Here is a 24,256-nt window from a genome sequence, read left to right as displayed (position 1 = left end):
CGCCCGTGTGCGTGTGCCGGCGGGAATCGGCTTCCGCCGGTCCGTGTGCGGCGCGATGATGGCGGCGCGTTCGGCGGGCGGGGCCTTTAGGTGTTCACCTTCCCAACGGGGCGCCGCACGGCCAAGTCCTTTCGTGCCGTCTTCAAGCGCATGTCCACCGGTCTGCGGGGCCCGCCCCCGCGGGCCGGGGCCCTTTACCGAAGGAGTCGTGCCTATGCGTGCCAACCGCCCCGCCGGCGGCCCCGCCTCCCGGCGTGCGAGGTTCTCGTGACCGTCAGCGTGCACCCCGCCCAGGCGATGGCCTCGGCGGTCGGGGAGGCCCTGCCGTGGCTGGCCCGCCACCAGGGCCGCACGATCGTCATCAAACTCGGCGGCCATGCCATGGTCGACGCCGGCCTCACGGCGGCCTTCGCCCGCGACGTCGTCTTCCTGCGCTATGCCGGGCTGCGGCCCGTGGTGGTGCACGGCGGAGGCCCCCAGATCGACGCCGAGCTCGCGCGGCGCGGCCTGCAGCGCGAGTTCAGGGCCGGTCTGCGGGTCACCTCGCCGCCCGCGATGGAGGTGGTGCGGATGGTCCTGGCCGGTCAGGTGCAGCGCGAACTGGTCGGTCTGATCAACCGGTTCGGGCCGCTGGCCGTCGGCATGACCGGCGAGGACGGCGACACCCTCACCTCGGTGCGGCACGTGCCGTGGATCGAGGGGGAACCGGTGGACATCGGCCGGGTCGGTGACATCACGGGGGTGAACACCGGCGTCGTCGAGGGCCTGTTGGCGGACGGCCGGATCCCGGTCGTCTCACCGCTGGCCCGCAGCACCGAGGACGGCCTGGTCCACAACGTCAACGCCGACACCGTCGCCGCCGCCCTGGCGCGGGCGCTTCGGGCGCACGCGCTCGTCATGCTGACGGACGTCGCGGGCCTGTACGCGGGCTGGCCGCACAGCGACGAGGTGATCGAGCAGCTGACGGCCGGCGAGCTGGAGAAGCTCCTGCCCGAACTGAGCGAGGGCATGGTGCCCAAGATGACCGGCTGTCTGCACGCCGTGCGCGGCGGGGTGGGCGCGGCCCGGGTGATCGACGGGCGGGTCCCGCATGCGGTGCTCCTGCAGATGTTCGCCGGACACCGGGCGGGCACGCTCATCGTGGCGGACCCGCACGAGAGTGAGCCCCGTCCGTGAACCACCGACCACGTGAGCCACACCAACAGCAGCGGTGCGGGCGGGTCGCCCGGGCCAGTGGGCCCGTCGGCGGCGCGGACGACACCACGCGAGCGAAGGCGAGGGCCGTGCCCGTGACCGACACCCCCTGGGCTCCCGGCCCGGCCGGCACTCCCCTGCACGCCCTGCCCTCCCCCGGGCCCGTATCCCGCCCGCCCGGCCTCCCGGCCCAGAGCCAGGAGTTGGGGCCGGGGCCGTCGGCGGATCTCACGCCGCAGGGGGCGGCCGAGCTGGCCGTCGCCGCCGAGACCGGCGGCGGCCAGGCCCGCGAACTGTCCCGCCGCCTGGCCCGCTCCCTGTCCCCCGAGGCCCGCCGGATCCTGCTGGACGCCCTGACCGAGGCCGCCCCCGACGACGGGTTCTCCGACGACGGGAACGACGCCGGGGACGGGGACCTGTACGACGCCGGCCGGTACGAGGACGACGAGCTCGGGATCGGGGACGAGGAGGGGGGCGGGGAGGCGTACGCGTACGGCGTGGGGGTGTACGGCAGCGGGGACGGGCTCCTTGGCGGGGTGCCGGGTGCGGCTGCCGTCCGTCGGGCCGGGCTGAGTCTCGTGCCGGGGCGTCCCGAGCCCGGGCCGGGCGCGGTGAGGGTCCGCGCCGGGTCCGGGCGGGGAGCGCCGCCGGGGGTGGTGCGGCTGCGGTTCGCCGACGAGGCGGCGCTCGAGCGTGCGGGGGCCGCCTTCGGCGCGGGCCCGGGCGGGGGTGCGTTCAGTGATCCCGAGACGCTGACCCTGCAGATTCCCGGGGAGGCGGGCACGGAGTCGCTGCGGGCGGTGCTCGGCGTGCTGGACGCGGCGGCGGTCACGGCCGAGTCGCTGACCGTGCACTCGCACGAACTCGACGACGTCTTCTCCGCGTTGACCGGCCTGTCCTGACCACCACGGCCGACTGCACCCCCGCCCCCGCCCCGTCCCGGCTGCCCTGTCCGGGGCGTGGGTGGGAGTGGGCGGGGGCGGGGTGTGCCGCTTCAGGACGGTGCCGCTTCAGGACGGTGCCGGTTCAGGGTGGTGCCGGTTCAGGGTGGTGCCGGTTCAGGGTGGTGCGGGCTCGGGGTGGTGCGGGGTCAGGAGAGGTCGAGGGTGCAGCACTTGACGCTGCCGCCGGCTTTGAGGAGCTCGCCGAGGCTGACGCCGATCGGGTTGAAGCCGCGTTCCTTGAGCCGGCCGATGAGGCCGGTGGCCGCCTGGGGCAGCAGGACGTTGAGGCCGTCGCTGAAGGCGTTGAGGCCGAAGACGGCGGCGTCCTGCGCGTCGGCGAGGACGGCGTCGGGGAACATTGCCCTGAGCACGGCCCGGCTGCCGGGGCTGAAGGCCTGCGGGTAGTACATGATCTCGTCCGCGGAGAGCACCGCGAGCGCGGTGTCCAGGTGGTAGAAGGCGGGGTCGACCAGGGTCAGGCCCGTCACGGGGAGGCCGAAGAACTCCTGGGCCTCGGCGTGGGAGCGGGCGTCGGTGCGAAAGCCGGTGCCGGCCAGCATCCGGCGTCCCACGCGCAGGTAGTCGCCCTCGCCCTCGTTGATGTGCTCGGGCCACAAAAGCTCGCGGTAGCCGTTGCGGGCGAACCAGTCGAGGTAGGCGGGGCCTTCCGCGGTGCGCTCACGGTGGCGGAAGCGGGCGCCGAGGACCTTGCCGTCCACCACGGTGGCGCCGTTGGCGGCGAACACCATGTCCGGGAGCCCGTCGACGGGCTCGACGACCTCGACGGTGTGTCCCAAGGACACGTACAGCTCGCGCAGTTGCTCCCACTGGAGCAGGGCGGTGGCGGTGTCGGTCGGCTTGTCGGGGTTCATCCACGGGTTGATGCTGTAGGTCACGCCGAAGTACTGCGGGCGGCACATGAGCAGACGGTGCGGGGTCGCGGTGCGCTGGGTGCGGGGTGTCTGTTCCTGGAGTGCGGTGCCGGTCGACGGCATGACGGGTCCTCCTGTGTTCTTCGTGGGAGAAGGGTGCGGGCGCGGCGTCGCGGGGTGTGCGGCGCCGGCCCGGCGTGGCCCGGTGGCGGGCCTTCGTACGAGGAAGGTGCGAGGCGGGTGCGGGGCCCGGCCGGTTCCCGGGGTGACCGGGGGGCTCGGGCCGGGGTGGCCGCGTGGCGCACCCGGCGGCCCGGCCGGCCGGTCGGGGACCCCGCCGGACACGGTCGGCGGACTTCGTCAACTCCCCTTCATACAGGGGTTGTTGATGTGCTTGTTCAGGCTAGCGGGGTGGGGCCGGCGGGGGCGCTGCGCTCGATCGGTGTTCAAGCGTTCCCCGGGTGGGGCGGGTCGGGTGTCAGGGCAGGATCGGTGCCGGGTCGGGCAGGGCGATCAGCTGGGGCACGCTGCGGCTCCAGGGGAAGCCGTGGTGGAGCTGGAGCACGGCGGGCGAGCCGGGGTCGACGATCACCGCGACGGCGGCCAGCACGTCGGGGGCCGGTTCCAGTTCCAGGAACCGCCAGCGCGGGGCGCCTTCGCTGTCGTCGTGGGGAGGGGTGAAGCCCAGGACGCCGTTGTCCTCGGCCAGTTCGAAGGCGAACGAGTCGAAGGGCAGGCCAAGGCCCAGGCCGCGGGCCTTGGAGTAGGCCTCCTTGAGTGTCCACAGGCGCAGCACGCGGCGGTCCTGGGGCCGGCCGGGGGGCGCCTTGGCCACCCACTGCTGTTCCGTGGGCGCGAAGGTGTCGACGACGGCGCTCAGGCCGCGGTCGCCGCGGTCCAGACGTTCGACGTCCACACCGATGCGGTGGCGGCGCACCATGCCGAGCAGGTTGTGCCCGTGGGTGTGGGAGAGGTTGAAGTCGAGTTTGCGGCCGCCGCGCAGCAGCCCTTCGGGGGGTTTGCGGAAGAAGGGGCGGCCGCGGGGCGAACGCCAGATCACGGCCTCCGACTCGGGCACGCCCGTCTCCAGGGCCAGCACGCGGCGCACCAGGACGTGCGCGATGAGGTACTGGTGACGGTCGCGTTCGAACAGGAAGCGTTCGGCGAGTTCGCGTTCGGGTGCGTCCAGCCAGGCCCCTGCCAGGATCTGGGCGAACTCGGCGGCGAGTTCCTCGTTGGTGCAGAACCAGAGTTTGACCGGCGGGGCCCGGTCGGGTTCCGCGGGTCCGGCCGGATGGCCGCGGTGCAGGGCGGTGGGCTGCATCAGCTCGACTCCCCCGCTGCACCGGCCCGACCGGCCTCGTCCGCCGGGGCGGCGGTGGGGTGGGTGTCGCCCAGCCACAGCGGACGGCGCAGGAGAGGCGACGGGGGCAGGGGCACCACCATGGCGCCGGCACCGGCGCGCCGCTCCAGGGCGGCCCAGTCGACGGGCAGGCCGGACAGCCACAGCCGCCTCAGCTGCTCCAGCCGCCCGGCGTGCCACAGCGCGGCCAGGTAGTCGCCGGTCTCGGGCACACCGGCGAGGGCGTAGGGGTCGTGCGGGGCCGAGCGCAGGTCGGCGCTGACGATCCCCTCACCCTGCACGTCCTGCACACTCTGCGTGCTGTGCGGTTGGGCCGCGAACCGGGTCAGTGCCGTGTGGAGTCGGGGCAGGTCGCGGACGGTCAGGGCGAGCCGGCAGGGCAGTGCGGCACGGCCCGTGCGCAGGGTCCGGGCCAGCGCGCCGAGTGAGGCCGGCGCGCCCACAGCGGGTGCGGGGGCCGGCTTCGGGCCGGGGGCGGATGCCGGGGTGGCGGGCGCGCCCCCGTCGGGGGTGGTGTCCGGGGCGGTGGGTGGGGTGGTGCGGTCGGCGGGTTCCGTGCCGGCCGGGGCGATCGGCTCGGCGGGTGGGGTGGTGGCGGGGGCGATCCAGTCGGCGAGGCGGGCGGCCAGCGCCGCGAGGTGGGCCGGGGTGGGCGCGGACAGCAGCACGAGTTCCTCACCTGCCGCCGCCTGCTCCGGACCGGACCCCGGCACCCGTGCCGGTACGTGTGCAGGTGTCGGTGCCTGTGCGGGTGCCGGCTGGGTGGTGGGGCCGGTCGGCGGGGGCGGGAACTCCTCGAGGAGGGCTGTGACGCGGGGGCCGTGGGCGGGGGCGAGTTCGACGAGGGCGGTGCGCGGCAGTTCCTGTCCGTGCGGGGTGCGCGGGCGGGGCCAGGCCTTGGCGGCGGGGCGGCCCGGTGCGGGTGCGAGGGTGGCGGTGCGCAGCTGGAGGACGGCGGAGGTCAGGGCCGCGATCCCGGTGGCCGCGCCGGCGTCGCCGATGCGGCGCGCGGTCGTCGCTTCGCTCTCGCGGACGCCGGGGCCGGGGGCGGGCGGGCCGGACTGCCGGGAGGGTGCGGGGGGTCGGGGGCTTGGGCAGGTGGTGTCGCTGAGTACGGCGTGGATGTGGTCGCCGTCGGCGAGGGCCCGGGCGAGGGGCTTGAGGACGAGGGCGCCGGCTCCCTCGCCGGCCGTGTCGCGGGCGCGTGAGGGGTGCAGCAGCAGTTCGACGCCGCCGGCGACGGCCGCGGCGCATTCTCCGCGCCGCAGGGCGCCGACGGCGAGGTGCACGGCGGCGAGTGCGGAGGTGGTGGCGCTGTCGACGGCGTGGGCGGGGCCGCTGAGTCGGAGGCGGGCGGCGAGGCCGGCGGCGAGGTCGCCGTGGCCGGCGGCGGGCATGGGCCGGCCACGGCTCCAGTCCTGGGCGGCGAGCAGGGCGTAGTCGGCGGAGCTCACGCCGGCGAACACGCCCACGGCGCGGGGGCTGCCGTCGGGTCCGGTCAGCCGGTCCAGGCGGGAGCCGGTGCAGCCGGCGTCCTCCAGGGCCTCCCAGACGATCTCCTGGAACAGGCGTGCCTGGGGGTCCATCAGGGCGGCTTCGGCGGGGTCCAGTCCGAAGAACTCCGCGTCGAACTCGGCTGCCCCGGCCAGGAAGTGGCCGCGCAGGCCGGGTTCGAGCAGGGGTCCGCCGGGCCGGTCCAGCGGCCCGGCGCAGGAGGTGTCCCGCCCCTCGCGCAGGTTGTGCCAGTGCAGGTGCAGGTCGGCCGCGCCGGGGTAGCGTCCGGCGATCCCCACCACCGCGTACCGGTCCAGGTCCGCTTCGGGTCCGTCGGCGCCGACGGCACCTGTTTCCCGGATGCGGGCCTCCCCCGCCGGCCGGCCCACCGGGTCGCAGGTGTCCTGTGCCATCGGGGTGGAGGGGTCCTGTGCCGGCCGTGCCGGGGCGGACGGCGTGGTGGGGGCGGGCGCGGGTGTGGTCCGTGCGGGCGCGTGCGGGGGCCGGGCCGGTGCGGCCGGGGCCGGGTGGTTCACCGGGGCAGGCGTCGCCGACCGCGCCTGCCCCGGCGTCGCCTCCCCCGCCGGTGCCGCGTTGCGGGCGAGGCCGGCCGGCGGGGACTGCGTGATGCCGGCCCCGGATCCGGTCGGCCGGTGTGCACCGTGGGCGGGCAACGGCTGCTGCGGGCCCGGGTGCCGGGCGGTGCCGGTGGACATCAGGGCCGTGAGGATGCGGACGGCCTGTGCCCGTTCCAGACGTCCCGCCTTGAAGCGGGTGAGGACTTCGCGTTCGTCCATGAGATCCGCTGTGACGTCCATGGGTTGGCTTCTTCAGTCCCGGTGCGAGAGCTGGCCCAGCGCGTCGTCGATGGACAGCCATCCGGCGCGCACCGCGTCCAGCAGGGCGCCGATGCCCAGCGGGGCGGCTCCCGGCACCGTCACGCCCAGCAGGGCGGGCAGGATCTCGGGGACCTGGTGCGGCGGAGCGGCCGCGACGATGTGCACCGCGAGGCTCACGAGGTCGGGGTGGTCGTAGAGGGTGCCGGCGGGTTCCTGCAGCCCGTAGATCCGGTTGACGGCGGCGACGAACTCCGAGGCGATGACGGAGTCGACACCGAGCAGGGCGAAGGCGGCCTCGGTGTGGATGTCCCAGGGGTCGCAGCACAGGATGCGGGCGAGTTCCTCGCGCAGCGTCTCCAGCACCGGCCCGACCGCGTCGTCGTGCGTCTCCGCCGGCAGGGCGGTGGACGCCATGGGGCGGGCGGGCACGGGATGTCCGCCCGCGGCGGCCGCGGCGTGCGGGAGCACGGTGCGCGCCAGGTGACGGGCCAGAGCGGCGGGCGTGGGGTGGTCGAGCAGGACGTCGGCGCGCACGTCGGTGCCGTAGTGGCCGTTGAGCGCGGCGACGAACTGGACGGACAGCAGCGAGCCGAGGCCCAGCAGCCGGAAGGTCTCCTCCGGGTCGATCCGCTCCGGCGTGATCCGCAGGACGTCGGCGAGGACCACGACGAGTGAGCCGAGCAGCTGCTCGTGCGCCCCATCGGAGGCAGCCGGGCGGGGGAACTGGCTTTCATCGTGCATGACTTGGCTCCAAGGGTTCCGTCCTGCAGGCCGATGGCGGGAACAGCAGCGGTACGTCCCCTCCGCGGACGCCCGCCCGGCCGGGACGGCCGGCCACACCGGCTCCGGATCAACGGTGCGAACCGGTAGTGCCGTCGGGCTTCCTCAAGACCAAACCATACCCGCTGTTTTGGAAGAGTTCCAGGGCTCACCTTGAGACCACCTCAAGGGATCCACCCCCGCAGGTCCGTCTCCAAGTCGCTTCAAATAGGCTTCAATTGGGGCAGCGCGCGTTCAAAAACCAGCAGACCGCGCGCCCTGTTTATGTCTCGCGGCGGGCGGCCGGTCCAGGCGTAACTCCCCGGGTGCCGGATCGAGCCTTACGGGAGGGGCGGTAAACAGGCATGGCGGTCTGTATTGGGATCGGGGGGCGGCCCGGAGGGAAGCCCGGTCGGGGACCCGTCGGGGTGAAGGGGGCCCGGGCCGGGCCTGCCTGAGCCCGCGTCACACCGGCCACGGCCCCGCGCACATCCCGCGCGGTCCCGGCGCACACGGATGCGCCCGCCCCGGTCGGCGGACGACGGGGACGGGCGCGGTGCGCGTCGGCGGAACGATCGCGCGCGTCAGCCGGGTGCGGGCGCCTCGATATCGAGCTCGACCCTGTTCCCGCCGAAATCGGCGATCAGGCGCAGGTCGGCGTTGACGGCCCCGAGGTAGCGCTGAATGGTGGCCAGTTCCAGTTGATGGACCGGGGACCGTTCGATCCGGGAGACGTTCGACTGCTGGATCTTCATCAGGTCCGCCACCTGGACCTGAGTGAGCCCCTGGGACCGGCGCAGTTCAGCGAGAGTCACGGCCCCTCCCGCTGTCGCCGTAGCGGGTGAACCGGCTGGTGTCGATGTGCCACGGGCCGATCTCGACGCTTTTGCCGAACGGGTATTGCCTGTGCGTGGCATAGCTGGGGCCTTCAGGGGCGGCGTAGGGCTCGGTGTGGGCATGGACAGTCCCTGTGCGAGGGTCGACGATCAGATAGTGCGGGATCCCCATGGCCGGGTAGTCGCGGAGCTTTCCCGCGTAGTCGTTCTCCGGGTTCGCCCGCGAGACGACCTCGCAGACCATGAGAACGTCGCCCGGCCGGGCCGGTTCGTCTCGCTCGAGAAGGTCCTCGTGGAACACCATCAGATCGGGGACCCGCCTCACACCCAGCGAAACGTCCTCCAGGTCGGTGTCGCCGTCGGCGAGATACCCCGGGTTCGTCCCGGGAAGCTGGGCCTCCAACTGCACACGCAGGGACCGTACGAGGCCCAGGTGCCGGCCGACGGGGCTCATCATCATGACGATCTGGTCGCCGCTGATCTCAAGCTTCCAGGGTTCACTCTGGGACGCGGCGAGCAGCTGGTCGGCGTACTCACGCATCCGCTGATAGTCCATGCATGAAATATATCCCGAACGGATACGGGGCAGCTCTACGGGCCGCAGCAGAACGGCACCGGTTCTCAGGAGTGTTCTCTCATGCCGGAGGGTCCGAGGCCGGGCTCCGTGGGATGTCAGACGGCATTGCCCGGGGTGCGCCTCTCGCGCGGGTGCTGCTGGGCGGCGTAGACCGCGACGAAGGCGGCCAGGGCGCGCGGGTCGCCGTGCGGGCCCAGCGCGGTGAGCGGCACGCCGGGGCCCGGTCCGCGGGTCAGTGTGCGGTGTGCCTGCAAGGCGGCGGCCATCAGTTCGCTGCGGGGGCGGCGGGCGTGGTCGGGGTGCGTACAGGCCATCGCCAGTGCCTCGGCCCAGGCCCGGGAGGCGTTCTCGTCCCTGCGTGTACGCGCGGCCGGGGCCGGGGCAACGGTCGGGACGGGGGTGGTGGTGGGGGGGGGTGGGGTCCGGCATGGCTGCCTCCTCGGCGTCCGGCTGCTCTCGGCCGGGCCGACTGCCCGGTGCCGTGCGGTGTGCGGTGCGCGGTGAAGTGCAGTGGTGCGGTGGTGCAGTGGTGCGGTGAAGTGCGGCGGCCCGGTGGGGTGCGGGTGTTGGGGAGTGTGGGCCGGGGTGGGGGGTGGTCAGGGGTGGGGGCGGGTGGTTGCGGCGAGGCGGTGGGCGAGGTCGTCGGGGTCGGTGGCGGTGGTGTCGAGGACGACGGCGCGGGGCTGGTGTCCGTCGGCGGCGGCGAGGCGGGCGAGGGTGCAGGCGGCGACGCCGTCTCCGCAGAAGGCGGCCAGGACCGGGCGGCCGGTGCCGGGGCGCAGGTGGGGGGCGAGTGCGTCGTAGGCGGCGCGGGCGGCCGTGGCGGCGTGGGCGCCGCCGGCGGGCAGGGGGGCGAGCAGGAGGAGGTTCTCGGGGCCGGGGTAGGCGCGGGCGATCCGGTCGTAGAAGGCCCGGGTCCTGCCGGGTGCCTGGAGCAGGGCGAGGGTGGCGGCGCGGGGGTGGGCGGGCGGGCGCAGCACGGCGGGCGGGGGTGCGCTCTCCTGCTCCGTGGCGGGGACCGGGCCGGGGGCGGGGTCGGTGCCCAGGTGGGTGAGGAGGGCCAGGACGTCGCCGAGGGTGGTGTCCGGGCCGGCGCCGCGGGGGAGCTCGCGCAGCAGCAGGGCGGCGTGGGCGAGGAGTTCGGTGATCTCGCAGAAGCGTGCCTGGTCGTAGGAGGCGGTCAGCACGAGGCGGTCGCCGCTGTCGTGGTGGGCGGTCAGGGTCAGCGGGTAGGCGGTGTGGGCGCCGAGGGTCTGGGGCGGCTCCACCTCGATGCCGTGGGCGGCGAGTTCGGCGTCCAGTTCGCTCAGGGCGTGCGGCAGGGTCTCGAAGGTGAGCAGGGTGTCGGCGGGCGGGGCGGGGCGGCGTGTCCAGGCGTGGATCTGGCCGGCGGTCACCCATTCGTAGGCGGCCTGGTCCAGGCAGTGGTCGCGCAGGTGGGTCATCAGCTGGGGCACGGTGGCGTGCGGGTCGACCAGGACGGACTGCGGCAGGGGGCCGGCCAGCGCGCCGGGGGTGCGTTCGATGCCCTCGAAGAGGATGCCGCGGCCGGCGGTGGTGGTGGCGAAGCGGACGTGGCAGGGGCCCTCGGCGCGGCCGGCACGGTAGAGGAGCAGGGACCAGACGGCCTGCAGGGCGGTGGACTCGCCGCCGCCCCAGTGGGCGGCCCAGTCGGCGAGGCGGGCGGTCTCCTCCTGGGTCAGGCGCAGCCGGGAGCGGCCCTCGATGCGGTGGGCGGTGTCGGTGAACAGCGGTGGCACGCGCACCGCGTCGGTGTCGTCCGCGCCGGCGTCGGTGTGGGTGAAGAAGTCCTGGGCCGCGGTGGTGTCCTGGGTGGCGAGCCAGGCGGTGTAGTCGCTCATGTCGGGGCGGCGCTGTCCGCCGGGCAGTTCGCCGCCGGCGAGGTAGGCGCGGTAGAACTCGCGGACCAGCAGGCGTACCGACCAGCTGTCGAGCAGGGCGTGGTGGTAGGTGAGCAGGACGCGGGCGGGGCCGGTGCGGGCGAGGTCGGCGGCCTCGTCGCTCTCGCCGCCCAGGAGGGTGACGCGCAGCGGGGCGGGGCGGCGGGGGTCGATGCCGCGGCGCCGGTCGGAGGCGACGAGGGTGTGCCATTCGGCGCTGTCGTGCGGCAGGTGGACGACCTGCGGGTCGGGCCGGTCGTGGACGATCAGGGCGCCTTCGCTCTGGTCGTCGAAGGCGGTGCGCAGCACTGATTCGCGGGCGAACACGGAGTGCCAGGCGGTGGTGAAGCGCGGCACGTCCAGGGGGCCGTGCCAGTCGAAGGAGGCCTGTTCGACCTGGCGGCCGGGTCCGGGGTGGGCGTCGGCGGCGGCCAGGAGTTCGCGTTGCAGCAGGGTCGCGTTCTGGTGGCGGGTGGTGAAGGCGCCGCGGCCGGCGCGGGTGAGGAGGTCGGCCAGGGCGCCGAGGGGGAAGTCGGTCCGCTCGGGGCCGTCCGTGGTGGAGAACCGCACGGTGTGCCGGCCGGGTCCGGGCCGGTCCAGGTCGGTCTTCCAGGCGCGGGCGTCGGGGTGGCGGGCGGTGATGGTGTCGAGGGCGGCCTCGATGCGGGTGGCGGGCAGGGGGCCGCACAGTTCCAGGACGGGGGCGGCGCCGGGTCCCAGGTCCACGACGACGGTGATCGGCTCGCGCTGCGGCAGCCGGGCGAAACGGTTCGTGGTCATCGGCAGTCCGGAGGCACGCGCCGATGAAGCCCCCTCCCCCTCTCCTCACGAGGCGCTGCCCAAGCATGCGGCAGCCCCCCGACAAACCTCTGACACCGCCCTGACATCCCACTCGACCCGGCCCACGCACGATGCGCCCGGCCCACCGAGGGGAAAGCGGAAGGGTGTTGGGGCCCGGTACCGGGGGGCGTGGGCGTAGGGCGTGGGGGCTGGGCGTGGGGCCGGCCTGTACCGGGGCGTGGGCGTGGGGCCCGCCCGGGGGCTGGGGCGTGGGCGCGGGGCCGGATCGCGGGCGGCGCGGTGGGGGTGGCGGTCGCTGCGGTGCCGGCCGAGGTGCGGCGCGGGCGATGCGCTGCCCGCCGGGCCGGGTGCGGGGCCGGACGGTTGGCCGCCGCACGGGGCGGGCGGGTCGCCGGACGGGGCGGGGCAGGTCGCCGGGTGGGGTGGGGTCAGGCGAGGTCGTCGCGGGTGATCCGGCGGTGGGCGGTGCGCCAGGTGCCGTGGGTGCGGACCAGCACGTCCTCCATGACGCACACGTACAGGACCTTGGAGGTCGCGCCGGGGGGTGTGGCGTGGGCGAGGGCGGAGCAGCGGGTGTGCAGGGTGCCGTCGGGCCGGGGCCGGACGTCGAGCATGCCGACCCAGTGGTGCAGGCGGCTGCCGGCCCGTCGCCGGCGATCCGCGGCGGCGCGGGCGTAGTGGGTGAGGCCGGCGCGGGCCCGTAGCGGGGCGGGCAGCAGGGGGAGTTCGACGACGGCGTCCTCGGTGAAGGTGGCCGCCCAGCGTGCTTCGCCGCCGTCGGCGTCGGCGTCGGCGTCGGCGTCGGCGTCGGCGTCGGCGTCGGCGTCGAGGATGCGCATCTGGCGCGCGTAGAACTGCTGCACCTGTGCGTACAGGGCGGCGAACTCTTCTCTGTGCGGGGCGTGTTCGGCGGTCGCCATCAGTTCGACGGTCATGGTCCTCGGTCTCCTTCTGTCCGGTCCTGGACAGTCTTTGAGGCACGGCTCGAGCATCCTTCGAATACTCCTCGAGTGAGGGAGCCGACGGTGGGAGTCACCAGGGGGTGGTGGCGAGCGCTCCCTGCTTCTCGGGTGTGAAGAGCGGGACATGAGGGTGGAGGTGTCTTTGATGTCTGGTGAGCGTGTGCGGCGCCTGCGGCATTCGGCGGAGGTGGCCGCGCCGGCCGAGGTGGTCTACGCCCTGCTCGCGGACGCCGTGCGCAGGCCGCTGTACAGCGCGGGTGTCGTGCATGTGGAGCGCATGGACGCCGAGGGAGACCGGGAGCGGCTGCGGGTGTGGGAGCACGCGGGCGGCCGTGTGCGCTGCTCGCTGTGGGCGCGGGTGGCCCACCCGGGCGAGCGGCGCATCGAGTTCTGGCGGTTGCGCGGCGAGGCGCCGATCGCGTCGTTGGCCGGGCAGTGGAGCGTCTCGGAGGCGGCGGGCGGGCACGGGTGTGTGGTGAGCGTGGTGCACGAGTTCACCGTCGCCGCCGGTTCCCACGGGGCGGAGGCGGTCCGGGCCGCTCTGGCCGCCGGGGACAACGCCCGCAGCGCGCTGCGCAGTGTGCGCAGGATCGCGGAGGGCCGCGGCGGTTCGCGGCAACGGGTGCTGAGGTTCCAGGAGTCGTTGCGCATCGAGGGGCCGGGCGAGGTCGTCTACGACTTCCTCTACCGGGCCGGCGACTGGGCCGGCCGCGTACCGCAGGTGCGGCACGTCGAGCTGAGCGAGGTCTCCCCCGGGATCCAAGCCGTCGACTACCGTCTGCGGCTGCCGGACCACACGGTGCGCGCCACGCGTTCGCTGCGGCTGTGTTTCCCGCACGCCGGGCGCATCGTCTACAAGACGACCACGCCCTGGGCGCCCGTCGCCGCACACACCGGGGAGTGGTCGGTCCTGCCCGACGAACACGGGGTGCGTGTGATCGCCGAACACACGGTGCTCCTCGACGAACACGCCGCCCCGCCGGACGACGCATACGCGATCGACGGCCAGGAGAGCACGGAACCGCCCGGCACCGACACGGCACCGCCCCAGGAGAGCCCGTATGCGCCGCCCGGCCGCAGTGCGACGCATGTCCTCGCCGGGGTGGCGGACTTGAGCGGGCGTCAGGAGCCGGCGCCGGGGCTGATGCCGGGGTCAGGTCTGGGGTCGGGGTCAGATCTGGGGTCGGAGACGGGCCGGGGACAGGGGCGCAGCGCGGACTCGCCTGCTGGGCCGAGGTCGATGCCGAGGCCGGCGCCCAAGGACGGCCGGGGACGGACCGTGCGCGGATCTGCGGGGCAGGGGCAGGGGCCGGTGCCGGAGGGCGGCGGGGTGCGCGGCCCGGAGGACGGCGGGGTGGGCGGCCTGGAGGACGGCAGGTTGGGCGGCCTGGAGGACGGCGGGTTGGGCGAGCGGGTGCGGGATGCCATCGGGCAGACGTCTCGCGCGATCCTCGAACAGGCCGCCCGGCACGCCGAGTCGGCGGTGCAGGCACTGCCACGACGGTAGCGGGGACAGGCCTGTTGAGGCCTTCGGCTCGCGTGCGGCCGGTGTGTGGCGCCCTCCCGGGTGGCGGGTGTGCGGCGCCGTCCCGGGTGGCGGATGCGTGACCGTCCCGGGTGGCGGGTGCGCGCGGCGCCCTCCCGGGTGGCGGATGCGTGACCGTCCCGGGTGGCGGGTGTGCGGCGCCGTCCCGGGTGGCGGGTGCGTGACCGTCCCGGGTGGCGGGTGTGCGGCGCCGTTCCGGGTGGCGGGTGTGCGGCGCCGTTCCGGGTGGCGGGTGCGCGGCCGTCCGGGGGGCCGGTTTCGGCCGGTCCCGGGGTGGGTCAGGTGCCGGTGAGTTCTTCGATCACGGGGGCGAAGGTGTCCATGGCGTTGTCGAGGACCACGATGTAGGACAGGCCGAAGCGTTCGCGTTGTTCGCGCAGTTGCTCGGCGATCTGTTTGACGGTGCCGAAGAGCATCACCGGCAGGGTCAGGCGGTCTTCCTGCGACACCTCGGGGTGGATCTTGGGGAGCCGGTCCGCGGCAGCCCGCCGGTCGTCGGTGACCTCGACGTGGTGGATCAGCACGTTCCGTTCGGCGGGAACGGCGCGGTGGGCGGCGAAGCGTTCGTAGGCGGTGATGCGTTCGTCGAGCTGGGCGGGGGTCAGGGCGTTGAGGATGCCTTTGTCGTAGCCGGCGGTCGCGGTGAAGGCGGCGATGTCGGCGTGCTCGGCCATCAGGCGCAGCAGTCGGTCGCCGTTGCCGCCGATGAGCAGCGGGGGGCGGGGCTGCTGGACGGCGGGCGGGGTGTGTGCGGGATCGCTCAGCAGCCGGTCGAGTTCGCGGACGGTGTGCCGCAGGGCGTCGATGCGGCCGCCGGGCGATAGGAACGCGAGGCGGGCGCGTTCGTGTTCGGCCTGCGCGTAGCCGGCGCCGAGGCCGATCTCGAGCCGGCCGCCGGTCAGGGCGTCGGTGGTGGCCACGTCCCGGGCCAGCAGCGCGGGGTTCCAGAAGCCGGCGTTCAGGACGAAGGTGCCGATCCGGGGGCGTTCGGTGGCGTCCGCCGCGGCCGTCATGGCCGGGAACGGGGAGACCATGCCCAGATGGTCGGGGACCAGGATGACGTCGTAGCCGAGCAGTTCGGCGCGCCGGCACCGGTCCCGCCACTGCGCGCCCCCTGCCGGCTTCAACATGTTCACGCCGAAACGAAACGGCCTGGTCATGTCCCGCCCCCCAACTGTGTTGTTCCGCCTGCGTGTGCCTGGCGCCGGCCTGCTTGTGTGGCGGCTGTCCGCAGGCTTTTGGTGTGTCCGGCGGCGGGTGGCGTGTGCTGTGCCGGGTGCGCCGCCGCGGTGACCCTACCCCAGCGCCGGTGTCGTCAACGGGCCTTCCGGGAGGCTGCTTTGGCCTGTTCGCAGCGGTCGTGGAGGCGAGCCCCGCGCCGCTGAGGCTGATGCTGGTGCTGGTGCTGGTGCTGGTGCCGGTGCCGGTGCTGGTGCCGGTGGGGGTGTCAGGCGGCGTAGAGGTCGAAGGTGGAGGTGCGGCGCTCGCCTGCGGTCACGTCCAGGGCGGGGTCGACGGTGAGCATCATCTGGTGCAGGCGCTGCAGTTGCGGTGAGGGTTCCACACCGAGCTCGTCGATGAGCTGCTTGCGCAGTCTGCGGTACACGTCCAGGGCGGTGGCCTGGCGTCCGGAGCGGTAGAGGGCGACCATCGCCTGGGAGTGCAGGCCCTCGTGCTGGGGGTGACGGGCAATCAGGTCGGTGAGTTCGGCGATGAGTTCGCCGTGCCGGCCCAGGCGCAGGTCGGCGTCGATACGCCGCTCGATGGTGACCAGGCGGGACTCCTTGAGCCGCATGATCTCGATGGAGAGGATGGATCCGGCGCGCACATCGACCAGGGCGGGCCCGTCCCACATGTCCAGGGCGTCCCGCAGGAGGGCGGCGGCCTGGCCGTCCTCGCCCTGTTCGAAGGCGCGCTGTCCGCCGGCGACGAGCTGCTCGTAGCGGTGCAGGTCGACGGCGTCGGCGGGGATCTGCAGGACGTACCCGCCGTGCCGGGTGGCCAGGACCTCCTTGGCGTTGCCGGGGGCGTCGGGTCCCATGGCGGTGCCCAGGTGGCGGCGCAGCTGCAGGACGTAGGTCTGCAGGGTGGTCATGGCGCTCTGCGGCATGTCGGTGCCCCACAGCTCTTCCATGAGGGTGGCCACCGGCACGATCCGGCCGGGATAGAACGCGAACAGGGCAAGGAGCTGGCGCGGCTTGCTCGCGGTGGGCACGATCGAGACACCGTTGACGGTGGCGCTCAAGGGCCCCAGAACCTGGATCTCCACGGTTTCCTCCCCGTACTCCATCGAGTGGCGGCCGTGCCGGCACCCCGTCGTAGTCGCAGGGGGCGGCCTTGGCCTTCGGCACGCTAGACCCGTTTTCGGCCGCCGCCCGGATTGCTGGACCCGCCCTCAAGCAGCCCTCTACACACCCCGCAACCCGCCACCGCACCCACACGCCGCACAGGGACCGCAGGCCGGGTGCGGGCCGAGCCCAGGCCGAGTGCGGGCCGAGTGCGGGCCTGTATCCGGCAGGCCACGGACACGCCGGAGGCGCACCGTGGACGGGCACGGGCGAACCCTGTCGGTCGGGCAGCGGCAGAGCGCGGGCGGACCGTGGGCGACCGTGCGGGCGGACTGCGGGCGGACCGTGCGGGTGGGGGCGGCGGGTGGACCCGTGCGGGCAGAGCCCGGGTGGAGCCGTGCGGGGGGACGGTGGGTGGGTCAGGGGCCGGCCCGTGGGTGGATCAGGGGTCAGGCGCCGGCGGGTCAGGGGCCAAGCCCGGGCGGGTCGGGGGCAAGACGCCGGGGGCAAGGCGCGGGCGGGGCGGGGGCAGACCGCCCAGGTAGGGGCAAGGTGCGGGCGGGTCGGGGGACTTGAGAAGGCGTGCAGGCCGGTTCGAAAGCCGCTGGTGGTGGCGCCCGCCGTGGGCGGGGTGCGGCTATCGTCCGCATTCCCGGCCCGCCGCGACAGGGCACGGCCGGCGGGCGCCGGGGGCGGCTCCGGCCATCGGGCCGGGCCGTTGTGGAGTGACTCGTCGATGGAGTGGCCATGCACAGGACGCAGGAGCCGCGGCTGCGGCTGTTCGTGTTCCACCACGCCGGTGGCTCGCATCTGGCCTACCGCGACTGGCCGGCCCGTTTCCCGGCCGGCTGGCAGGTCCACCTCCCCGACGCGCCGGGCCGCGGCCCCCGGGACGAACGCCCCGCGCTGCACGACACGGACGCCCTCGTCGACCACTACCTGCACACCCTGGGCGACACGCTGACCGGGCCTTTCGCGTTCTTCGGACACAGTCTGGGCGCGGTCGTCGCCTACGAGCTGACCCGCCGCCTGGTCGACGAGGGCCGTACCCCGCCCCGGTGGCTCGGCCTCTCCGCCCGCGACCCCCTCCCCGCCCTCCCCCACCCCAACCCCCGTCCCCACCGAACGGCCAACCCGCCGAACGCCACCGCCACCGGTACCGGTACAACGGGCACAGCGCACCCGCCGTACACACCCGATGCACCCGCCGCGGCCGACACGCCCGACGCGGCCGATGCGACAGGCACGACGGCCTCCGCAGGCACGGCCGTCACGATCAACGCGACGGGGACGGCGTACGGGGCGGGGACGGCGTACGGGGCGGGGACGACGTACGCGACGTGCGCGGCGGGGGCGACGTTCGGGGCGGGCGCGGAGCCGATGCGGGACCCGCAGGGCGCCGCGAGCGCGGGCACCGTGCAGGGCTCCGAGGGCGCCGTGGGCATGGATGGCGTGGCGGGTGTGCCGGATGCCGTTGGTCCGGCGGGTGGGGGGCGGCATCTGCTGTCGGATGGGGAACTGCGCCGCGAGTTGGCGGCGATGGGCGGCACGCCGCCTGCGGTGCTGGATCATCCGCAGTTGTGGGAACTGTTCGCGCCGGTCATCCGCGCGGATCTGCGGATCAACGAGACCTGGCGCCCCCGGCCTGCCGCCGTCCCGCTGCCGGTGCCGCTGTCGGTGTTCGGCGGCCGCCACGACCAGGTCGCCCCGCCCCATCTGCTCGGCGGCTGGGCGCAGACCTGTGAACCCTTCCTGGGGATACGCCTGTTCGAGGGCGGCCACTTCTACTTCCAGGACCGCCTGCCCGAGGTCACCCGGCACATCCAGGAGGACGTACGGCGCGCCCTGCTGTACTCCCCCACCCCGTCCGCCTGTGCGGTGACGTCGTGAATGCCCCCGCCGGCCACGGCACCACCCTGGACACCCCGCCCGTACAGGGTGATCCGGCGGGCCCCCCGGCCGTGCACGGCGCCCCGGCAGACGGCCACGCGGAAACAGACCGCCACAGCCCCACAGGGACTCCGGCCGCTCACGGGCACACGTACGGCGGCCCTACCGGCCTCCCGGCCAGCCGTAGCGCCATGCCGGGCATCCAGGCCGGGCACAGCGCCATGCCGGGCCTCCCGGCCGGGCGCAGGACCGCGGCGGGCGTCCCGGCCGGGGGCAGGGACGCGCCGGGAGTCCGGGCCGGGGACGGCGGGGCGGCGGATGACCCGGCCGGGCCCGGTCACGGCATCCCGGCGGCGGGGCATGGCGTCCCGGCGGGGGTGCGGGCCGCCGGGCAGGGGGCCGGTCATGGGTATGGCGGACCAGGCCCGGTGGACGGTGGGGGCGGTGCGGGCGGGCGGCTCGTGGCGGGCGCCGGGCGGGTGACGGTGAGCGAGTTCCGGCTGCTGGGCCCGGTCACCGTGTGCGACACGGCGGGAGGGGTCATCGCGCCCAGCGGTCCCAAACAGCGGGCGCTGCTGGCCACGCTGGTCCTGCACGCGGGGCAACTGCTGTCCGTGGACCGCCTGGTGGAGGAGTTGTGGGGCAGTGCGCCGCCGGCGAACGCCTCCAACGCCCTGCAGGCCCACGTCGCCCGGCTGCGCCGTCTGCTGCCCGCGCCGGGACATGAGTGGATCAGTACCCTGCCCACCGGCTACCTGCTGGCCCCCGGCCGTGCCTCGACCGACGTGGCCCGCTTCACCCGCCTGTCCGGCCAGGGCCGCGCCGCCCTGCCCCACGACCCCGGCCAGGCGGCACAGCTCCTGCAGCGCGCCCTGTCACTGTGGCGGGGCCCGGCCCTGCAGGACAGCCGCCACGGCCCGCTGTGCACGGCGGAGGCCGACCGTCTCGAGGAACAGCGCCTGACCGCTCTGGAAGCCCTCTACGAGGCGAGCCTGCAGTGCGGGCGCTCCACCGGCATCACCGCCGGCCTGGAACGCCTGAGCGCGGATCATCCACTGCGCGAACGGTTCTACGACCTGCTCATGCTCGCCCTGTACCGGGGCGGCCGGCAGGCGGAGGCCCTGGGCGTCTACGAACGCGCGCGCCGCCACCTGATCACCACCCTGGGCATCGAGCCCGGCCCGGCTCTGCGCGCCCGCCTGGAAGCGATCCTCAACCACTGCCCCACCCTGACCCCACCCCCGCACCAGACCCCGCCCCCGTCCCCGTCCCTGCACCAACGCCCCTCCCCCACCGGCCGATCACACCCCTCAGGCCCTGGCCGTCCCCCGGGCCCGGCCAGGTCCAGGGGAGACCGGACGGACCCGATGGCGCTCCCGGCGCCGGCCTGCGCCGCGGATCCGCCGGCCCTGTCACCTCTGACGGGTCCTGCGGCTTCCGCAACTTCGGCGGGCATGACGGGTCCGGTGGCATCGGCGGGCCTGACGGGTCCGGGGGCTTCGGTAGGCGTTCCGGCGGGTTCTCCAGGCGGAGCCGGGCTGGTGGCGCCGGCGGCGGGAGCGGGTTGCTCGGACGTGACGGGCTCCGCGGGCCCGACGGGCTCTGTGGATCTGACGGACCTGGGAGGTTCGGCCGGGTTCGCAGATCCGGCCGGTGTAGCGGGTTCTGCCGATCTGGCGGGCGAGTTGGCGCACCTGCGGGCCCGGATCGAGGAACTGGCGCGCGATCAGCAGGACTTGCTCCGCAGGATCCAGCGGGAGCAGGCCGTCCACTAACCCGACGGCCGGTCACCACCCGGCCACGACAGGCCCGGTCGGACAGACGGCGCGCGCCTACGAGCGGCCCCGGCACCCGCACGGCGCACAGGGGACGGGCGCTCGACGGACCGTCAGGGGAATACCGGCGGGAGCGTGATGGGCTCGCCCCGGCCCCGGCCCCAGCCCCAGCCCTGGCCCCGGACAGGCGGAGCCGTTGCGCCGCAAGCACAGGACAGGACAGGACAGGACAGACAACAGAAGAGACAGGCGGCGGGCACCGGCAGGCCCCGACGGACATGCGCTCTGCACACACATCAGGGCTGAGGCCGGATCAGACGGGCAACGGGGTCTGCCGGTCCCCCGGGCCTGCCGGTTGGGGACCTGCGGAACGTGCCGGTCTGCAGGTCCGCGGGAGCTGCAGGTCTGCGGGAGATACAGGTCTGCGGGAGCTGCAGGCCTGCGGAGGCTGTTGGTCCGCCGGACCTACCGGTCCGCAAGTCAGTGGTCAGGGCCTGCTGGTCTGCTGGTCTGCTGGTCTGCGAGGGGCTGGCGGTCTGCCGGGTCTGCTGAACCTGCCTATCTGTGGGGGCTGTTGGTCTGGGGCTGGGCGGCTGGGCGGCTGGGCGGCTGGGCGCAGCGCGGCGCCCCGCCTGTCCGGGGCCGGTCTGCGGCGCCTGGGGAGGGGGCGGGGCGAGGGCTGTAGGCAGTGGTGGGGAGAGGTGGGGGCGGGTGGGCCGGATGGCCGGAGCCGGTGCACGGGCGGAGAAGCTGTCGGGGCGGCGGGTTTGTCAGTCGACGCGTACGAGGCGGTCGCGGGAGGCGCCGGCCAGGGCTTCGGGCCGCAGGACGCGGGCGGCGGGGGCGGGTGCCTCGGAGGTCTCCAGGATGGCCCGCTGCAGCCGGCGCAGTCCCGCGGAGGGCTCCAGGCCCAGATCGCGGACCAGTGCCTGACGCAGCCGCTGATACACGCTCAACGCCTCGCCGCGGCGCCCGGAACGGTGCAGGGCCAGCATGAACTGGCCGTGCAGGTTCTCGTGCGTGCGATAGCGGCTCACCAGCACCGTCAGCTCGCCCAGCAGTTCACGGTGGCGGCCCAGCCGAAGGTCCGCCTCGATGCGCTGGTACAGGGCGCACAGCCGGGTCTCCTCCAGGCGGCGGACCTCCATCTCCAGCTGTGCGCCGGTCTGCACGTCCGCGAGCGCCGATCCGCTCCACAGGGACAGTGCCTCACGCAGCAGCCGGGCCGCGCCCGCGAAGTCCTCCGCGTCCATGGCCCGATAGCCCATCCCCGCCAGGCGCTCGAACTTCTGCACGTCGCTCGAACCGCCGCCACCGCGCAGCAGATAGCCGCCCGGCGCCGTCACCAGCACATCCTTCGCCGACACCGACACCGACACCATGTCCTGCGAGGCGGGCTCGAGTTCCGCGGAACGGGCCGCGCCCGCCTGGAGAGCCGCTCCGATCAGTTCCCGCAACTGCAGAATGTAGGTCTGCAGCGTGGTCCGCGCCGAACGCGGCGGCCGCTGGCCCCACAACTCCTCGATCAACAGGTCGACCGGCAGCACCCGGTCCACATGCAAGGCCAGCAACGCGAGCACTTTGCGCGGCTTGGGCGCCGTCGGCATCACCGCGACCCCGTTCACCCGCACACCCAACGGACCCAGAACATCGATATCCACGCCGTATCCCCCTGCTCGTGTGTGGCCTGCATCTCCAGGCAACCCCAGTAAAAAACCAGCACTCCGGTTTGTCAATACCAGACCGGCCATGCTGTTTCTTTACCCTCCCATCCATTCCTCGAGCACCCCTAAAGCCGCAGGGGATCGACCCCCAAGCGCCACAAACCCCCTCACCACCAGCACGATTACCGCCATACGCGACGAAAGCCCCGCCGTCGTATGGCAGTTCTCGAGGGAACCCGGATCTCCAGGGCCTCAATAAACAGCCAACGCGGTCTGTTAGGGGGTCGGGCTCGACCTCACCCCCACACCCCATCGCACCAGCCCCCGGCCGACCGGAACGCGCCAATCCGCCCCCACCACCTGGCAGTCCGCCCTCCCCACGCCCCCGGCGCGCAGCCGCAACGCAGCACCGGCCGGCCCGCCAACCCGGCACGACCCACCACACACCGCCCCGACCGACCACCTGGCCGCCTGGCCGCCCGGCGCACGGTCCCCGGAGCCCAACGCCGCTCGCCGACGGCCTCTCGGCGGTTGCCGGTTGCCGGACAGGGGTCGCCGCGAACGGCGGTACGGGACACGGGAGACAGTGCCTGCCGGCGCCGTGTTCGCGTCTCACGCGCGGACACCCCTGCCGCCGAGCCGAACCGAACCGGACCGGCCCGGCGAGGACCACGGACAGGGAGCAAGCCACTCGCTCCCGTCGGCCGCCCCACCTTCCGCGCTTCGGGACCCGCCCCGCGCCCCGCGCCCGGACACGTCAACGCCGGACCCGGCGGGAGCGGGGCGAGGCAGACCGACCGGGCACCACCCGTTCCCCGCGCCGCTCTTGGCCAGTCGCCGCCCATCCTCACGGTGCAGTCGACGCTCAGGCCCGAACCGCCGCACCCGGGGCCCTCTGATCCGACCCGAGCACGCAGCCGCCGCAGTCAGGCTGTGGCGGCGGCCGCAGGGCAGGGCGCCACAGCTGCCAGTGGACGCGCCAGGCGGACGCGGCAGCGGACTGCGCGAGTGCGGCAGCGGGCTGCGTGGGTGCGGGGCTGCAAAGTACATGCTGCGCTTTTGCCGTAACTCGGGCGCGAAACCGGAGAGTTGGTCTTGACGCGTTCTTAACGGCGCCTCGGTGCGGTGGAGATGACGCCACAGCCGACCCGAGGACGCGGACAAGGGTGGCGGCCCCGGCGGGACCGGTTGCGCAGGGGGCGGCCGGGCGCCGGACGGTGTCCGCCCTTCGGCAGGAAAAGGGGAGGCCGCCCGGGCCGGCTCCCCGGCCGGCGGACCTCTCTTGCGGGGCCGTGCCACCCGCGCCGGTTCGGACTGCCGGGAGGTCTGGGATCATGGCCGGGCAGCACATTGGGGGATGTGGCTCCTGCGGGGGCGGTCCGGTGCGAACCGGCCGTCCTCTTCCCTTCCAGCAAAGAAACCGCCACGCTGGTTTTATAGTTACCTGCACCGTGCAGCAGCCTTCCCCGAGGAGTCCCCCGCATGAAGCAGCAACGTGCCGTCCGCACCCGTGACGCGCTCATCCGCTCCGCGGCCGAGACGTTCGAGAGCCGCGGCTACGTCCAGGCGAAGCTCGCGGAGATCAGCTCCCGTGCCGGGGTGAGCGCGGGCGCCCTGCACTTCCACTTCCCGAACAAGGCAGCGGTGGCCGCCACCGTCGAGTCCACCGCGGCCGCCACCCTGCGCCGCGCGGCCCGGGCGGCGCAGTTGCCGGGCATGAACCCCCTGCAGCGCCTCACCGCCGCCTCCCACGCGCTGGCCGCGGTCCTGCAGGCCGACGTCGTGGCGCGGGCGGGTTTCCATCTCAGCTGCCAGAGACGGCACCGCACGGGAACGGACCTGCGCGCCGAATGGCACACCTGGGTCGGCCGGCAACTGGCCGAGGCCGAATCACAGGGACTGCTCGCCGAGCACGTGCGGGCCCACGATGTCGCGGTCGCGGTCACCGCGGCGACCACCGGCATCGAAGCCATGGCCGGCAGCGACCCGCAATGGCTCTCCCCCGCCGCACTGAGCCGGTTCTGGCACTTCCTCCTGCCCTGCCTCACCCGGCCCGAAGCACTGGCCACACTCCACAACGATCCACAAACACGCACCGCCTGACACCCCACCACCCGGCACCCGGCACCCGGCACCCGGCACCTGGCACCTGGCACCTGGCACAACCCAGACTCGACGCGGCCCCCGCGCCACGGGTCGGCGGGTCGGCCGGTCGGCCGGTCGGCGGGTCGGCCGGTCGGCGGGTCGGCGGGTCGGCGGGTCGGCGGGTCGGCGGGTCGGCGGGGCAGGATCGGAGCGCCGGGCCGGCACGCTTTCGCCCACATCCCTTCGCGTGGCAGAGGCACACGCACCACCGCAGCAGACGGCCCCCGGGCGGCGTGTCCCTTGCCCCCGAACGCCTGGGGCAAGGCAGGGGAAGAGGCAGGAGCCGGGGCGGCACCCCGCCGCTGCCCTCACCGGGGGGAGCAGCGCACCGCCACCGGGCCGCCCCGGCGAGAGAGCGGTTGTCGGCGCGCACCATCACCGCCCGGCCCCGCGGGGGCCCGGCCCA

Annotated in this window: 18 protein-coding genes; 6 read left to right on the top strand and 12 right to left on the bottom strand. The window is 74.5% G+C overall.

The annotated features are described in order from the left end of the window. The first annotated feature begins 297 nt into the window (after nt 1-297). Complete coding sequence (argB, locus tag OG406_RS39080; protein WP_326843928.1) at nt 298-1,176, top strand: acetylglutamate kinase; 879 nt, start codon at nt 298-300, stop codon at nt 1,174-1,176. A gap of 107 nt (nt 1,177-1,283) precedes the next feature. After that, nucleotides 1,284-2,096, top strand: coding sequence for a hypothetical protein (locus OG406_RS39075; protein WP_329183092.1), 813 nt, complete (start codon nt 1,284-1,286; stop codon nt 2,094-2,096). A 188-nt stretch (nt 2,097-2,284) separates the two neighbouring features. On the opposite strand, the gene ddaH is transcribed toward OG406_RS39075, so the two are convergent. The 9 genes from ddaH to OG406_RS39030 form a co-directional block, all read right to left on the bottom strand. After that, entirely contained in the window at nt 2,285-3,133 is an 849-nt protein-coding gene (gene ddaH, locus OG406_RS39070) for a dimethylargininase (RefSeq protein ID WP_329183094.1), read from the bottom strand. A 355-nt stretch (nt 3,134-3,488) separates the two neighbouring features. Beyond that, nucleotides 3,489-4,334 carry a 4'-phosphopantetheinyl transferase family protein gene (locus OG406_RS39065; RefSeq protein ID WP_267052109.1) on the bottom strand — a complete coding sequence of 282 codons (846 nt, stop codon included), beginning with the start codon at nt 4,332-4,334 and terminating at the stop codon, nt 3,489-3,491. Continuing rightward, complete coding sequence (locus tag OG406_RS39060; protein ID WP_329183097.1) at nt 4,334-6,685, bottom strand: polyketide synthase; 2,352 nt, start codon at nt 6,683-6,685, stop codon at nt 4,334-4,336. Before OG406_RS39060 ends, OG406_RS39065 begins: the two co-directional genes overlap by 1 nt. Before the next feature lie 12 nt (nt 6,686-6,697). Beyond that, nucleotides 6,698-7,447: an acyl carrier protein gene (locus tag OG406_RS39055; RefSeq protein WP_164370942.1), complete on the bottom strand. Its 750-nt coding sequence runs from the start codon at nt 7,445-7,447 to the stop codon at nt 6,698-6,700. A gap of 602 nt (nt 7,448-8,049) precedes the next feature. After that, nucleotides 8,050-8,280, bottom strand: a complete 231-nt coding sequence (locus OG406_RS39050) for a helix-turn-helix domain-containing protein (RefSeq protein WP_329183099.1) — start codon at nt 8,278-8,280, stop codon at nt 8,050-8,052. Continuing rightward, on the bottom strand, nt 8,267-8,857 hold the full coding sequence (locus OG406_RS39045) for a Uma2 family endonuclease (protein ID WP_329183101.1): 591 nt from the start codon (nt 8,855-8,857) through the stop codon (nt 8,267-8,269). The genes OG406_RS39050 and OG406_RS39045 overlap by 14 nt, the downstream gene beginning before the upstream one ends. 116 nt (nt 8,858-8,973) lie before the next feature. Next, the gene (locus OG406_RS39040; protein ID WP_329190584.1) at nt 8,974-9,192 is read right to left on the bottom strand and encodes a hypothetical protein; all 219 of its coding nucleotides are present in this window, start codon (nt 9,190-9,192) and stop codon (nt 8,974-8,976) included. Between the two features lie 282 nt (nt 9,193-9,474). Then, entirely contained in the window at nt 9,475-11,559 is a 2,085-nt protein-coding gene (locus OG406_RS39035) for a condensation domain-containing protein (protein ID WP_329190583.1), read from the bottom strand. Nucleotides 11,560-12,008: 449 nt separating this feature from the next. Then, nucleotides 12,009-12,515, bottom strand: a complete 507-nt coding sequence (locus OG406_RS39030) for a nuclear transport factor 2 family protein (RefSeq protein WP_329183105.1) — start codon at nt 12,513-12,515, stop codon at nt 12,009-12,011. Between the two features lie 172 nt (nt 12,516-12,687). On the opposite strand from OG406_RS39030, the gene OG406_RS39025 reads away from it, so the two are divergent. Next, nucleotides 12,688-14,049: an SRPBCC family protein gene (locus OG406_RS39025; RefSeq protein WP_329183106.1), complete on the top strand. Its 1,362-nt coding sequence runs from the start codon at nt 12,688-12,690 to the stop codon at nt 14,047-14,049. A 317-nt stretch (nt 14,050-14,366) separates the two neighbouring features. On the opposite strand, the gene OG406_RS39020 is transcribed toward OG406_RS39025, so the two are convergent. Both OG406_RS39020 and OG406_RS39015 read right to left on the bottom strand, forming a co-directional pair. Continuing rightward, complete coding sequence (locus tag OG406_RS39020) at nt 14,367-15,248, bottom strand: LLM class F420-dependent oxidoreductase (RefSeq protein WP_329183108.1); 882 nt, start codon at nt 15,246-15,248, stop codon at nt 14,367-14,369. A gap of 287 nt (nt 15,249-15,535) precedes the next feature. Next, nucleotides 15,536-16,357, bottom strand: a complete 822-nt coding sequence (locus OG406_RS39015; protein WP_164369922.1) for an AfsR/SARP family transcriptional regulator — start codon at nt 16,355-16,357, stop codon at nt 15,536-15,538. 766 nt (nt 16,358-17,123) lie between these two features. On the opposite strand from OG406_RS39015, the gene OG406_RS39010 reads away from it, so the two are divergent. Next, a complete protein-coding gene (locus OG406_RS39010) occupies nt 17,124-18,266 on the top strand; it encodes a thioesterase II family protein (RefSeq protein ID WP_329183111.1) in 1,143 nt (380 codons plus the stop codon). 428 nt (nt 18,267-18,694) lie between these two features. Then, nucleotides 18,695-20,041, top strand: a complete 1,347-nt coding sequence (locus OG406_RS39005; protein ID WP_329183113.1) for an AfsR/SARP family transcriptional regulator — start codon at nt 18,695-18,697, stop codon at nt 20,039-20,041. Nucleotides 20,042-20,811: 770 nt separating this feature from the next. On the opposite strand, the gene OG406_RS39000 is transcribed toward OG406_RS39005, so the two are convergent. Then, nucleotides 20,812-21,702 carry an AfsR/SARP family transcriptional regulator gene (locus tag OG406_RS39000; protein WP_329183115.1) on the bottom strand — a complete coding sequence of 297 codons (891 nt, stop codon included), beginning with the start codon at nt 21,700-21,702 and terminating at the stop codon, nt 20,812-20,814. A gap of 1,485 nt (nt 21,703-23,187) precedes the next feature. Here OG406_RS39000 and OG406_RS38995 point away from each other — a divergent pair. Beyond that, the gene (locus OG406_RS38995) at nt 23,188-23,808 is read left to right on the top strand and encodes a ScbR family autoregulator-binding transcription factor (RefSeq protein WP_329183117.1); all 621 of its coding nucleotides are present in this window, start codon (nt 23,188-23,190) and stop codon (nt 23,806-23,808) included. Nucleotides 23,809-24,256: the final 448 nt, after the last annotated feature.

The sequence above is a fragment of the Streptomyces sp. NBC_01428 genome (assembly GCF_036231965.1).
Classification (GTDB): domain Bacteria; phylum Actinomycetota; class Actinomycetes; order Streptomycetales; family Streptomycetaceae; genus Streptomyces.
Note: the sequence above shows the minus strand (reverse complement) of the source record. Positions and strands in the feature narration are given on the sequence as shown.